This is a genomic window from Halorubrum distributum JCM 10118 (assembly GCF_000337335.1).
In the GTDB taxonomy this organism is placed as follows: domain Archaea; phylum Halobacteriota; class Halobacteria; order Halobacteriales; family Haloferacaceae; genus Halorubrum; species Halorubrum distributum.
The window spans coordinates 38999-53053 of record NZ_AOJN01000024.1; the positions used below are offsets into that span (position 1 = coordinate 38999).

The following is a 14055-nucleotide window of genomic DNA, read 5'->3' on the forward strand; positions in this document are numbered from 1 at the left end:
CTCGCCCGGAACGGGGGTATGGAAGACGAGACGGAGCCCGCCGAGCGCCTGAACGCGCTCCTCGAGGACCGCGACGAGACGCTCGCGACCGCGGAGTCGCTCACCGGCGGCCTCGTCGGGTCGCGGGTGACGGACGTGCCGGGCGCGAGCGCCTATTTCGACCGCGGGTTCGTGACGTACACGTACGACGCCAAACGGGAGCTGCTCGGCGTCTCCCGCGAGTCGCTCGACGCCCACGGCGCCGTGAGCGAACCGGTGGTCCGCGAGATGGCGGCCGGCGCGCGCGACCGGGCCGACGCGGACTGGGCGGTCGCGACGACCGGTATCGCCGGGCCGACGGGCGGCACCGACGAGAAGCCGGTCGGGCTGGTGTACTTCGGCGTCGCGCACGCCGCGCCGTGGGGCACCGAGGAGTCGTTCGTCCGGACCGAGCGTGCGGTCCTCGACGGCGACCGCGACGCGGTGAAGCGCGGCGCCGCCGAGCGCGCGCTCGACGCGCTCGTTCGGGCCATCGAAGGCGTCGAGGACTGAGCCAGCAGGGACCGGGCCGCGCGACCCGGTCCACCACGTGCGTTTATCAGGTGACGGCGCGTATTGCCGGTATGATAGAGCGCGTACTCGTCGCGATGGACGGCTCCGACCTCTCCGAGCGCGCGCTTCGGTACGCGCTCGACGGGCACCCCGACGCCGAGATCACCGTCCTGAACGTCGTCGGCGGGGCGTCGCCGATGATGGGACAGGCCGCGGGGATCGCGCTGTCGGACGACGACGAGGGCGGGGTCCGCGAGGCCGCCGAGCCGGTGTTCGAGCGGGCGCGAGAGATCGCTGCCGAGTACGACAAGACGGTCGAGACGGCCGTGGAGGCGGGCCGACCCGCACGCCAGATCATCGACCACTCGGAGGGGTTCGACGTCGTCGTGTTGGGCACGCACAGCGGGTCGCTCGCGGACCGCCTGTTCGTCGGCAACGTGGCCAAGACGGTGTTCCAGCGGTCGCCGGTGCCGGTGACGGTCGTCCGGTGAGGAGGGAACGTTTCGGAAGGGGCGCGAGGGCGCCCGCCGTCAGTCGATGTAGGCGTTCCCGACGACCGCGACGACCAGCGCGGCGATCACAATCCACGTGAGGGGTTCGACCGCGAGGAGTCGGATCGGTCGCGCGGCCGACTCGTCGAAGCCGAAGAGGGCGCCGCCAGCGAACGCGATCGCGATCACGAGCGCGCCGACGATCCCGGCCACGCCGAGCAGCGCGCGGTCCGACGAGTCCATACCGGCGATCTGCGCGAAGGATACTTAAGTGGATCCCGGTGCGATCGAACCTGCCACCGCTTATCAGTCGTTTCCCTCGACAGCGTCGATAAGCCGCGTCGGGGGCCGAGATTCGACGTGCGCCGTTCACGACCGGTCAAAGAGTTCCACTAGTGGGCGCATCGCCAACTTGTTGCTCTCGTGAAGTACAAGGCCGATGTGGAAGGCATCTGCGTGGAGTACTTCGATCTGGAGAATGCGAGTCGTCAGTGTCTCGAATGTGGAATACAAGTAATCACCGGTACTTTTGAACGCTGACACCGGGAATCGTGGCGAAATGGCTGTCACCAGTAAGGACAGACTCGTCGCGCTCTAAAGCGGCTGCGGCGATTACGAGGTCACCGGCGGTTCAGCGTACGCGATCGGGTCGCGTGACCCGGCGTTCCGGAACGCCTCTAACCGGAAGGCACAGGCATCGCACGTTCCACACGCTGGTTCTTCATCGCGGTAACACGACCATGTCATGTCGTACGGCACCCCGAGCTCTAACCCGCGCTCCGCGATCTCCGTTTTCGACCACTCGACGAACGGTGTTTTCAACTCGATGTCCGTCTCCGGTTTCGTCCCCACGTCGATCAAATTCTGAAACGCGTCAAAGAACGCCTGGCGACAGTCAGGATACCCGGAGAAATCCTCCGAGTGCGCCCCAATAAACAGCGCTTCTGAATCTGTTGCTTCCGCGTACGATATCGCTACCGACACCAGATTCGCGTTTCGGAACGGGACGTACGACGTCGGAATCCCATCACTCTCCAGGTCCGCGTCAGCCACGCCCATCTCCTCGTCCGTCAAGCTTGACGCTCCGATTTGGGAAGGTGTCCCATTTCGATATGCGAGAAGTCAGCTGCGCCAACCTCCTCAGCAAGCGCCTGTGCGCACTCGCACACCCAGTCTTTGTACAGTGCCTGTATCCCCTTAGCTATATTATCTATCCGTTGGTGGACAAAATAATGGCAGTCACGCTCGCCGAGCCAATGGTGCTTGCTGCCGCGAAAGACACGCTGTACCCTGACGAAGACACGACCGCAGATCAGTACGCGGTCACGGAAACCCAGTTCACACAATCTACGTGGGGCGGTTGGACCGTCCCGGACACGATTCGTGACTGCCTCGCACCGTACAACACGATTCGACTCATTGCTGGCGAACCCGATTTACTTGGTGTTGGCATGCCAGCCACCGGTGTTCTCAACGGCGACGCAGCGACGACCCCAGTCACGGTGATCGAAGCGAAAGGCCACAACTCCAATCCGGCTGCCGCGGATGTCGCTCGCGGCATCACCCAAGCGCACGCGCACCTCCCTGAAGTCAACCTCGGGTACGTCGCCGCGCCAGCCCCCAGTATCACCGACACGGCACGCGCACAAGCGAGGAACCTCAACGTCGGCGTCATCGCCGTGGAAAACACTGACTCCGCGCGTGTCGTTGAACCGGCGCGCGTCACCGGGGCCGGTGAGTTCTCCACGACGATCGACGCGGTGCGACTCCAAGCAACCACGCACCGCCTCACCGACGGGAGTTTCCCCGTGAACCACCCGAAAAACTACCTCGGGTACGCGCTCGCGCTTGCTGCCGACGGCGACACCGAGACTGTGTACGCCGACAACGTCATCAACACTATTTCTGATGGGCGACGTGGTGCTATTCTGTTGAATCTCGTTGACGACCAGCCAAACGGCGACTCACTCACGCACCTCGGCGCAGAGGTCGTCCGCTTCGCCCGCAACCAGCACGGCAGCGTCACAGCCGCGCTCGCCGAGTTCGACACGTGGACCGGTAGTCGAACGCGATTCACCGAGCTCGCTCCGCGATGGGCGCAGCTCGCACGGTCCATCGCAATCCAATACGAGCCCACGCGGCTGATCATTACTGCGCTTGAGCGTCTTCATCAGAACGGGGTCCGTGACGCGACGCTTGCTGATGTCGCGCTTGAAGCCACGCGCATCAACCAGCCACTCGCCGTCGAAGTCTTCTTCACCCAGCATCGCCGCGACGACGTTCTCACCGCCGATGGTGATATTAACGAGTTCGTGTTAACTGACCCGACGATCTACAAATCCGGCATCCACTTCCAATTTAAATACCAGCTCTACCACCTCGGAATCCTCACCACCGGCGGCACCGACGACAAAAGCAACGTGTTGAGCAACACGTGGCAGTTAGAGCAAGCGGTTGGTGGCACATCTGAACTATACTGACTCACGAGAGTATTCCAAATATAGAGATGTTCGACTTCATTGAAATCCTCAGTAAGTGACACGAGTACGTTGATTAACTCAATTACGTGGGATTGCCCCTAGCCGCAATTAACGAGCTTGAATCAACTGGAGCAGGTAACTCCACCGCAGATCTTCACCGATTTGCGAAAATATTGTGTCACTCCGAGCTGATAACGTCTTGAATTTCTTGTTCGATTGCCGAGGTTATCTCATCTTGATCGGATTCTTGCTTTTGATTTCCCTGCTCAGACACAGTAGTTGAGTCTGGTTCATCCTCCGCTAGTCGCGGTTCAGTAGATTCTTTCCGAGACACATCTACCTCGGCGGTATCAATGCGTACAGCACTAATATCATCGGCTAAAAGAAGTCGCTGTCTCGGGCGACCAACCTCAACTGGGACCTTTTCCGTATAGATTACACCATCTGTTTCTAACGCCGTTTTTCGCCTCGAAATAGTTGCCTTGCTTGCGACACCCGTCTCCTCGGCCCACTTTCCTAAATCGTAACTGAGAGCACCACTCTGGGCCGCAGCTATTAGTGCCACTGACACGGCATCAAGTGAATCCATCTCCTCAAGTTTGGCCGCTTCAATGAGTTGTTCAAATTCAGAACGGGTCTGTAACCCGACGACGGATTCGAGTTTTGCGAGAAGTTCTGACCAAACAGGGGTATCTATATCAACACGAGATGCGGCTTCAAGAAGTGATTCGAACTCATCAGTGAGAATTGATCCGATCTCGTCATCAGAGAGCTTAACGAACCTCCTAACATTACCCATTCGTACATAGTAGTGTGCTTGGTTCCCGTCGATAACAGTAGTTGGTAAAGAGGGCTCCTCAGTCAGGTAGAGGGTCGCGTTGTGTTGTTCAAGTATCTCTTTAATCTTCGAATTCAAAGGGAATGACCTTCTAAGATTATCAGCAGTTGTCTTCGACACCAAAATATTCATGTCGCTCAAGTCAGACGCAATAAGCCACTCAGCAAATTCTGACACAGAAATATCATCCGAGATTACTATTTTTACCCCGTCTGATCCGTCGACTGATATCGTATCCATAGTGAATGACAATACCTCAACGTAACTGTATAAAATGTTCTGTTGGACCCATGGGATACGAAGGACAGCGCCATTCTAAACGTGGAAAGGAAGTAGAAGAGTCAAGATGTTACGACCAACCCAGCTTACAACTAGTAGCTCTGAGCATGTCAGCAACCAGGGGACAGGGGTGAGTCGATACCATTATTGACTCACATCAGTTTATATACCAGACATGAGTGAGGAGTTTATTGAGGAGATTGACGATATTCTCTCAGATGTTCTCAGCGATGTCGATGCCACGTCTTCAGCAGAGATAGAGCAGAACATCACGTTCGGACAGTCGGTGTCTGCTGAGCGGCAAACCGCGATCGTTGATGATGGGATCGACCAGTTAGCGGCTGAGCTGGATGTTCCCGCGGCGACGGTCGATCTTGCAAAATCTCTGCGCGATCAGTACCGTGATCAGCGCGGAGACCTCATCGGAACCGCGCTCGAATTAGTCGCTGCTTCATGCTTGTACTGCGCAGTCAAAGTCACAGAAGTCCCGTTGGATCCAACTGACTTCGTTACCGCGGACGATACTGTGGTGACCCGGAAAGCATTACTTCGACGGTCGAAAGATATCGCCAGTACCGTCGGACTCGACCCGTCCGCGTTCTTCGGCAGCGGACAGTATGTGGACCGGTACTGCGACGCGCTCGACGTGAGTGACGCAGTCAACGAGCGTGCACGCGAGATCATCGAAATCACAGAGGAATCCGGGCTGTCCAGCGGGAAAAGCCCGTCCGGCTGGGCCGCCGCGGCCGTGTACAACGCGTGTCTCGACGTCGGTGAGAAACGGACGCAACAGGAACTCAGTGGGATAGCGAACGTCTCGGAAGTAACGATCAGAAACCGGTATCAGGAACAGCGCGCCGGCCTGCGGCAGGCCGAACCGCTCCCGGCTGACCCGATCAAAGTTATCGACCACGTCGCGGGTGCAAGCGAGGTCGGGTCGGCAACCAGAGACCTCGCGGAACTGTTGATTGAAAATGCACGGGCGGACGAGTACCCTGTTGATAAAGAAGCGACGCTGTGGGGGCTCGCGGCACTCCGGCGAGCAAGTCAACTGACAGATGGCGACATCAAAATCAAAACGCTCTCTCAATACACGGACGAAAGCTCGGATGAAATATCCTCACGAGCGAGACGGTTGCGCTCTGTCTTGGATCACCGTGAGTTGAACGACTCCCGCTTCAAACACACTCAGCAAGCGAGCGAGTTCGAACAGGACTGAGAACGAAATGACCTGGTCCGCACTGCCTGGGTATAAAACGAACATGGGCAACATGGTGTTTTGAGACTGGAAACCGTGTGACGTAGATGCCTCTCGTTATTGCGGGTTGACGGGTGAGAGAATAGCGAAAATACTTGTTCGACGATCGACCATCGGTAATTGAATGACCTCGCCGACCCGGCGCGGTTTCCTGTATGGTCTCACACTCACTGGCGGTGTCGCTGCAGGGTGTTCCACCGCCGGGTTGGTCACGGCACAGGAGACGTCGATTGGTGACTCGCGGATGGACCAGTACGACGCCGCGAACACCGGGTACGCACCGAACGAACGTGGGCCGCGGAGTAATCCGCGGGAACTGTGGCGTTCCGACGCCGGTGACGCACTCATCGGTTCCGCCGCAGTCGTCGATAGCGTCACATACACGGCGGATGAGACCGGGACTGTTCGTGCTCTCGACGCCGTCACCGGAATGGAGCAGTGGGCGGTCGATCTCGACGAGGAGATCGTTACATCCCCGGTTATTGCCGGTGAAATGGTCTGCGTTACGACGGGTGAATCACTGCACGCACTCGACGTGAGTGATGGCGCTGAGAGATGGGTCGAAACGATCGGTGCCGACCCGTCATCCCCGATAGTGACCGACGGGGTGATCTTCGTTGCCGGGGGAAACACCGTACACGCGTTCGCTCTTGATGGAACGGCTGCAACGGCCGTCGATCTGACGGGTGAGATTGTCTCGACACCGGCAGTCGACGGATCCACGTTGTACGCCGCGACTGACGCGGGCACGGTGTACGCGTTCGACGTCGAGCGGTCGACCAGTTCTGTGACGCTCACCGAAAGGTGGACGACCAGTACGGTGATCGACCGGCGACCGACCGTCACGGTTTCAGGCGGAATACTGGTCGTTACCGGGGCGAGTCCGGGTGAGGGCGAACAGGGGCGCGTCTACGCACTCAGTGCGGACACCGGAGAGGACCAATGGGCGTTCAGTACCACGAGATGGATTGAGAGCGGGGCCGCGATTGATGATGACACCGTGTACGTCGGCGGGGATAACGGCGATGTCGTTGCATTAGCGGCGGAGTCGGGGGCGGAGCGCTGGCGGTTCAATGCGAACGACTCGTGGAGTTTCCTCTACTGGGGGCCCGGTGTGTCGGGCGGGCTCGTGGTTACCGACGACACGGTGTACGTCGGGAGCGAAGACTACAACCTGTACGCGATCGATGCGGATACGGGTGCCCCGCAGTGGCGGTTCCCGACTAGTGACGCGATTGTGTCGACGCCGACGGTCGTCGACGGGATCGCGTTCGTTGGGAGCACTGACGGCGCGCTGTACTCGATCACGTCGCCTGAAGCGTCACCGGTTCCCCTCGACGGGGGCGCTGGAGGTGCCGGTGTTGAAACCGATTTTGACGACTCGAATACCGGCGACGGCGGGGTCCTAGGATTCAGTTTGCCGAACGGTCTATCGGGGCTTGTCACGTCACCAGTCACGCTGCTCGTCCTCGCCATCGGACTGCTGTACGGAATTGCGTCGATCGCGTTAAACGACAGCGACGGAAACGACACGGCGTCGACGGGATCGGCGGCCGAGGCCCAATCGACGCCAGCAATCTATAGAGGATCTGCATCGTCTATAACCGTCGAATCGGACACTGAGTCAGGGACACCTGTTGAATCGGCCGGCAGCGTTGCGTCAGGGGCAGCCGATGAAGTACGGGGCGAATCACCCGACGACAGGGGTGACGGGTCGCAACGCACCGAGCTACTCGACGAGTTACGCGAGTTGGACCGCAAGTGGTCGGAGATCGACCGGACACTGCTTTACTCCGTCGGTAACCATCACCCCGACGAGTACGAAGACATCTTCGGGAGTCTTGACGCCGCACTCGCCGTCGCCGGCGTCCACGATCCAGACGACTCCGCAACGCCGTCAAATGAGACTGACTCCGACCCCGCAGACACCACCTCCAGCACGTCCACGCGTGACACCGACGAGGCGGCGGAAACCACGGAAACGTCGTCCGAGACTCCCAATTCCCAGACAAGGACAAAAAAGACAACCACAGGGATGCCATCACGCGAGGCGCTCATCAACGAGTTACAAGCACTCGCGGAGGACTGGGACACAATCGACCGGAAACTGTTGTACTCCGTCGGGAACCACCACCCGGACGAGTACGAAGACGTCTTCGGGAGTTTCGACGCGGCGCTCGTTGCCGCCGACATCGCCGACCCGGACACAGCGACGGCGGTCACCGCGGACAAATCGTCACCATTCGATGAGCACGACGAACTCATCACCGAACTCCAAGAACTCGCGGAGGACTGGGACACGATTGACCGGAAACTGTTGTACTCCGTCGGTGATTACCACCCGGACGAGTACGACGACGCGTTCGGAAGCGTCGATGCCGCTCTCTTCGAAGCCGGACTCACAGACACTGACACGACCGATGACGACACAGCCGCCGAGACCGCCGAGAACTCGACGGATACAAGACCCGCGTCGACTACCGGGAAGCAACCGCAGTCAGTCGATTCGAGCACCATGACCGATCTTCACTCGAACGAACTCGCCGAGCTGTACGTCGCGTTCGACCGGTTCCAGCACCTGTTAACCGAGCTCGCAGGCGAACTCGACACCGACGGGACCGCACCGATGGAGCAGTGGGCGGACGCTGTCGCCGACCACTGGGGCAGCGGCGGCCCGGCCGGCGCGCCGAACTACGGCGTTCAACAGCGCGACCGGAACGACTTCAGCATCCGCGACTACCGCGACGCGCACGGCGACGGCGAGCGCGTCACGGACTTCCATCACGTCGAGTTCGCCCCTGCCGACGACCGGATCCAGCACTTACTCGGCGACGCGATCGACGACTGGGACCACGCCGTCCCCGTCGCACCCGACTCGAACACGCCGCTCCCCGTCGCTATCGCAAGCACCGAAGCGCTCGACACAGCTATCGAACTGCTCGACGAATTCCCCGCGTACCCCGACGCCGACCGCCCAGCACCGGACGACACCGACGTGAGTCCGGACAGCCCGACCCTGCCCGACGGGCGCGTCGACACGCTCACCGTTACTGTCCTCAACCACGACCCGAACCCCGGGTCGAAACGCGACGCCCGTCTCCAAGTCGCACTCACAGACGGCACCGAAGTCCCGCTCGACATCTGGTCCACACACGACCTCTCGCTTGACTGGAGCGTCGGCGAGACGTACACGATCGAGCAAGCTCGGCACAAAAGCTGGGAGACAAGCACCGGGACCGGACACCAACTCAGCAGCACGAAAGACTTCCGCGTCATGCCAACTGACGCTGGCTCTGCGGGCAACACGCCGGACATCAACCCGCCGTCACGGTCGAGCGCGGATACGAGTTCGACGTCCGGACGTAGCCGGGACACCAGTACGAGCAGTGGAAAGAGCGCTTCGAACAGTGGCAGAAGTCGAACGAGGAGTAGTGGCACCCCAAGCCGTGGCGACCTCCTTGACGCGATGCAGCACGTCGGCGAGACGATCGACCGGCCGTTGAAAGCGAGCGACGTGAGCGACACCACAGCGTATTCCGTGAATGATATCACCCGCGTGTTCGGTTCCTGGCAAAACGCCCTCGACTCAGCCGGCATCGACAACAAAGCCCGACTCATCGACGACCTGCACCGCGTCGCCGACACCCTCGGACACCGCCCCACCACCACCGAAATGAACGAGCACGGGCACGTCTCCGCCACCACCTACGCCACGTACTTCGGCACGTACACCGCCGCCGTCGAACAAGCGTTCGACGAAGCAGAAGCCACTCGTTCACCGACCGGCACGGACACCGCAGATCAGGCCGACGCCACGAAGACGGGATCCGGCGCGAGCACAGCGAGGAGTGGGGGGACAACCGCACGGGACACTGGAGACAGCGACCAGGCCACCAGCGGTGATGAGAGCACTGGCACGACCCCTGACGACGACGGGATTCTCGGCGATATTATGAACGATTTCGACGAATTTTCTGATTCCGAAGCGGAGTGAGTTCCGCACAACAACATCCGTTCCGACCGAGGTCCAAATGGAGTTCCCTCGCCGTTACGCCGTGGTCCAGATTCGACCGTGTGGCCGCCCGTGAACGCTGTCCATCGCCATGAGTACTTGCGTGACGTACTCCCACAGTTCAGTCCGGTCCCGATCGCCAACGTCAACGGCGTCCCACACGGCCTGCTTGACGTGCTGTGAACGCGCGACCGTGCGCTCGCGGATATACCGCGCAGCGGCGACGGCACCGTCCACCACTCCCGACTCCGTGTACGCACCGAACTCCGGTGACTCCGTCTCCTCCTGACCGGACACCGTATCGGAGTCTTGTTCTGAACGCACAGCCCGGGCTCCGGTCGAGCCTGACGCCTCACGAACGGTGGTTTCAGCCGCATCGGACCGGTCCCGACGCTCGGAATCACCGGCCTCTGCCGACCGCGGCGAATCCGTACCCTCATCGGCACGCGCTGTCACCCCGTCGTCCGTCTGCGCGTCAGTCTCCACATCACCGACGGCCTCCGTACTTGCATCCTCCTCACCGCCGTCCGCCTCGTCAACCAACGACGAGAACGACGAGGCGATCTCGCCGAGCATCCCGCCCTCGTTTTGAATCTCATCGAACGAGACGTCCGGTGCCGGGCGCTCTGCATCGGAACTGTACTCGGCTAAATGCCGCCGCGGATCCAACTCCGCGTTGATAAACAACGGTTCGAAATCAGCATCTTCGAAGATCCGGTCGTACTCCGCGAGGATACCTTGCAGTGCAATCTCACCGTCTACTGTGACCGTATACGTCTCATCGATCGTCGCGTGCAAGTCTCCGTTCGACGCGGTGTCGTGACTCTGCAGCTGCTCCGACGCAGTGCTCACCGGTTCGATGAGATGACTGCGAAGGAATCGCGTCAAAAACCCGATTTTACTCTCATCAACTGTTGAAACGGCACCGAACAACTCTCGCGGCGTGAACCGGTCCCGGTCCAGCATCGCTTCAGTCAACGCGCGGTACTCATCGTACGTCGCCACCAACCACAACATGTCGTACACGATCGGGTTGTACTCCTCGGGCGGCGCCGGAATGATATCGAACAGGAATGCGAGATCGTCCGGCGTGAACCCCTGTTGAAGTAACTGGCGCTCCCCGGACATCCCGCGGTTCAACTGGATTTCAAACAACCACCGATACCGGATCACCAAGCGAACCAACGCCCACTCACGGTGCGCCGAATCAAAATAAATCGCGTACACACCGGTCGCAGCGGACTTCGCCGGCACAATCCGGAGTGACTCGATCGAATCATCACGGAGCACGTCCTGCGGCTGGCGTGTCAACTCATCACGAAACGTCGGACCTTCTTTGATAATTGACACAGGGAACCCGGAGCGATTCGTCATGGAAACCTCATCATTAGTGAAAGTATGAGTGCTTTCCTGTGACGACTCGGGTGAAGCGACGTGATCAGCTGCTCATCATGTCGCTATCGAAGCTATCGACGATCTGTGAGAGGATATCCTCGTTGTCCGTGGTGCCGTCGGCCTCGTGGAACTTATCGATGAACGAAACGAGCCCGTCACGCGGCGGGTTCGCCGCGTCGCCGAACTCGCGGTCTAACCGCATCGCCCCGGCGTGCGCGTACCGTGCGAGCACCTCCAGTTGCGTTTCCGGTTCCACGAGCGCGCTCGAATCGCTCGTGTGCTGATACGCGATCGACGCGGCGACCGCCCGGTACGTCGGCTTGTCAGTGAAATGCATCCACAGCATTTCGCCTTGCGTTCCCTCGTCGGTTTTCCCTTGGAACTCTTTGTCGGCGTACGTGTTCACCGTCGGCCGGTCGCTCACGGCGTACCCGACGCTCGCCGAGAACACGAAGAAATCGACGAGGCTATCGAATATCTCCCAGTCGCTCACCATCTGATCGTAAATGTCGTGCCGGTGGTAGTACTGCCGTGTCGTCGCCGTACTGGAGTCGCTCATTGATTCACCTTCTGAGAAATCTCTTCTTCAACGATCCGGGTCCGCGGGTACGACGTGTCACCGTCGCCGTCGTCGAAATCAAGCCGGTACTGCCGACTGGCGATCTCGTTCATCTCGTTCGCAACCGGGCCCCGCCACTGCGAGTCCGTGACGAGCACCACGACCTGCTCGGCCATCCGCGGGATCACGCGACTCACCGTCCGCCGATGGTCGTCGTCTAACGCCCCGAACGGCGAATCCATCACGATCGGGTAAATCCCGCCGCTGAAATACTCCGCGTCAGTATCCGACTCGTACCGTTCCCGGGCAATCTGCACGAGACTCCCGATGAACGTCAGACTCGCAATCTGCCGTTCCCCACGCGACTTGTCGACCTCCAAGTACTCACCCTGCAACTGATCGCGGATCCGGAGTTCGAACTCGTCCGTAATCTCGGCCTCATATCCCTTCGTCGCAATCTCATCAAACGTCTTCGACACGAGATCGTTCGAGTACTCCCGCACCTGATTCTGGAGCTGTTCGAACGACGCTTCAAGTTGCTGTTGGACCTTCGACGTCGCCTGCATCCGTCGCCGCGCAAGCTCGGCTTGACTCTCCTCTTGCCGCGCCTCATCGATCTCCTCGCCGATTTCTTCAAGCCGTTCCTCGCGCGTCTCGATATCACGCTCCAAATCCCAAATCTCGCGTTTCAACTCCTCACGTTCAGATTTCTTCCGGTTCCGCGCCGACTCCAACTCGGACGGCGTTTCGCCCGTCTCGGGATCCGTGATGTTCATCTCCTCTAACTCGCCTTGAATCTCGTCTAACTGCTCGTCAACGGACGTGAGTTGATCCCGTAATTCCGACCGCTCCTCAAGCAGCTCGTCAACCGTGTCCAAATCCTCCGCCTGCTCGTCCTGAATACTGGTGAGATGCGAGATAATCCTGATCGCCGCCTGATCAACCCCGTTCTCCGCTGCATCCGACCGGTACGCCTCAACGCTGTCGTACGGGTGTGTCCCTTCCTCTAACGGTCGGCCACAGATACACTCGCCTTGCGCGAGGAGCTTGTCCACGAACTGATTCGACACCTCTGACGGGATCTCACCGCGTTCGCGCAGATCGTCAAGGTCCTGTGCCGTTGCTTCGATCGCTGGCATCACGAACGGGAGGTGACCCTTCTTACTGATCTCCGCGTCAATCGACTCGTTGATCTCCGCGATTTCCGCCTGTAACGCGTCCTGCCGCGACTCCAACCGGTTCCGTTCTTCTTGTAACTCCGCTGCTTCTTCGATCCCTTCGAGCTTCCGCTCGATCTCACTGATTTCCTCTCGAAGCCGTTGGCGGCTCTGCTTTTTCGTGTCGATCGACCCGGTCAAATCCTCAACCTCGTCTCGAAGTTCACTGCGCGTGTCGATCAGGTCAGATAACTCCGAGTTCCCGTGTTCCTGCACTTCCGATTCGAACCGTCCCTCAACCTCACCGAGATGCCGGATCGACCGCTCGATGATGGTGAGGCCCATAATATTTTGAATCGCCTGCTTCACCTCGTCTTGACTGTGCCCCTCGGAGAGCTGTGTGATGTACTCGCCGTCGAAAAAGAACAGGTCGCTCAACCGGTCGGGGAGAATCTGCTCGATCGACCGCTGCGGGTTCTGTCGCGTCCCGCGTTTCCCGTCCGCCGTCTCGTAGGACAACGACAGGTCCTCATCGACGATCTCGCCGAGATAATCGTCCGTCGCCTGCCGCTGATACTCGTAGGACCGCGTGACTTCGTAATCGACGTCCTCGTGTTCGAACTCCAGTGCCACTTCGACTGACACCGTCTCACCTGGGTCCACCTCAGCGAGCGCGCCTTGACTAGCGAGCTTGTCAGGTCGCAAGTTAAAATTCGACTCGTCGTACAGCACCCACAGGAACGCGTTTTTCAGCGTCGTCTTCCCGGACCCGTTCTGCCCGTGCACAACGGTGACGTTCTGATCGTCACCTAACGCGAACTCCACGGTTTCAGACCGGAACTGCCGGAAATTCGTGAGGTGCAGTCGATGCAGTTGCATCTATTCCGGGATCTCCTCTTCGACGATCTCTCGGATCTCCGGGATGATCTTGTGCGGGCGGCGCATGTGGAGCTGCTCGCTTTCCGCCTGTAACGTCCGCTCTCGAATCCGTCGCAGCGTCTCGTCCCCAATATCAGCTGTTGACCCCTGATCGTCCATGCTTCGAACGTATCTGT

Annotated in this window: 11 protein-coding genes and 2 pseudogenes; 6 read left to right on the top strand and 7 right to left on the bottom strand. The window is 59.8% G+C overall.

Going from position 1 to position 14055, the window contains the following annotated elements; translation table 11 throughout:
* Window positions 1–18: 18 nt before the first annotated feature.
* Both C466_RS04990 and C466_RS04995 read left to right on the top strand, forming a co-directional pair.
* On the top strand, window positions 19–531 hold the full coding sequence (locus C466_RS04990; protein WP_004597932.1) for a CinA family protein: 513 nt from the start codon (window positions 19–21) through the stop codon (window positions 529–531).
* Between the two features lie 71 nt (window positions 532–602).
* The gene (locus tag C466_RS04995) at window positions 603–1022 is read left to right on the top strand and encodes a universal stress protein (protein ID WP_004597929.1); all 420 of its coding nucleotides are present in this window, start codon (window positions 603–605) and stop codon (window positions 1020–1022) included.
* Window positions 1023–1061: 39 nt separating this feature from the next.
* Here C466_RS04995 and C466_RS05000 read toward each other — a convergent pair whose 3' ends face one another.
* Window positions 1062–1265 carry a hypothetical protein gene (locus tag C466_RS05000; RefSeq protein WP_004597927.1) on the bottom strand — a complete coding sequence of 68 codons (204 nt, stop codon included), beginning with the start codon at window positions 1263–1265 and terminating at the stop codon, window positions 1062–1064.
* 171 nt (window positions 1266–1436) lie between these two features.
* Between C466_RS05000 and C466_RS17625 the strand changes: the two are divergent.
* A pseudogene (locus tag C466_RS17625) lies at window positions 1437–1562 on the top strand (hypothetical protein); the annotation flags it as partial.
* A 72-nt stretch (window positions 1563–1634) separates the two neighbouring features.
* Here the strand turns inward: C466_RS17625 and C466_RS05010 are convergent.
* A pseudogene (locus C466_RS05010) lies at window positions 1635–2185 on the bottom strand (7-cyano-7-deazaguanine synthase); the annotation flags it as partial.
* Window positions 2186–2254: 69 nt separating this feature from the next.
* Here C466_RS05010 and C466_RS05015 point away from each other — a divergent pair.
* On the top strand, window positions 2255–3502 hold the full coding sequence (locus tag C466_RS05015) for a hypothetical protein (protein WP_049908387.1): 1248 nt from the start codon (window positions 2255–2257) through the stop codon (window positions 3500–3502).
* A 178-nt stretch (window positions 3503–3680) separates the two neighbouring features.
* Here the strand turns inward: C466_RS05015 and C466_RS16440 are convergent, their stop codons facing one another.
* Window positions 3681–4580 carry a transcriptional regulator TbsP domain-containing protein gene (locus C466_RS16440; RefSeq protein WP_152418571.1) on the bottom strand — a complete coding sequence of 300 codons (900 nt, stop codon included), beginning with the start codon at window positions 4578–4580 and terminating at the stop codon, window positions 3681–3683.
* A gap of 214 nt (window positions 4581–4794) precedes the next feature.
* Between C466_RS16440 and C466_RS05020 the strand changes: the two genes are divergently transcribed.
* Together C466_RS05020 and C466_RS05025 are read left to right on the top strand one after the other, a co-directional pair.
* A complete protein-coding gene (locus C466_RS05020; protein WP_004597919.1) occupies window positions 4795–5838 on the top strand; it encodes a transcription initiation factor IIB family protein in 1044 nt (347 codons plus the stop codon).
* Between the two features lie 283 nt (window positions 5839–6121).
* Complete coding sequence (locus C466_RS05025; protein WP_239641182.1) at window positions 6122–9871, top strand: homing endonuclease associated repeat-containing protein; 3750 nt, start codon at window positions 6122–6124, stop codon at window positions 9869–9871.
* Window positions 9872–9925: 54 nt separating this feature from the next.
* On the opposite strand, the gene C466_RS05030 is transcribed toward C466_RS05025, so the two are convergent.
* The 4 genes from C466_RS05030 to C466_RS16750 all read right to left on the bottom strand — a co-directional run bounded on the left by C466_RS05030 (window position 9926) and on the right by C466_RS16750 (window position 14038).
* Entirely contained in the window at window positions 9926–11263 is a 1338-nt protein-coding gene (locus tag C466_RS05030; protein WP_152418570.1) for a hypothetical protein, read from the bottom strand.
* 64 nt (window positions 11264–11327) lie between these two features.
* Entirely contained in the window at window positions 11328–11843 is a 516-nt protein-coding gene (locus C466_RS05035; protein WP_239641183.1) for a hypothetical protein, read from the bottom strand.
* A complete protein-coding gene (locus C466_RS05040; RefSeq protein ID WP_004599592.1) occupies window positions 11840–13879 on the bottom strand; it encodes an AAA family ATPase in 2040 nt (679 codons plus the stop codon). Before C466_RS05040 ends, C466_RS05035 begins: the two co-directional genes overlap by 4 nt.
* Window positions 13880–14038 (bottom strand): hypothetical protein, encoded by a 159-nt coding sequence (locus C466_RS16750; protein WP_160163047.1) that lies wholly within the window; start codon window positions 14036–14038, stop codon window positions 13880–13882.
* Window positions 14039–14055 lie beyond the last annotated feature (17 nt).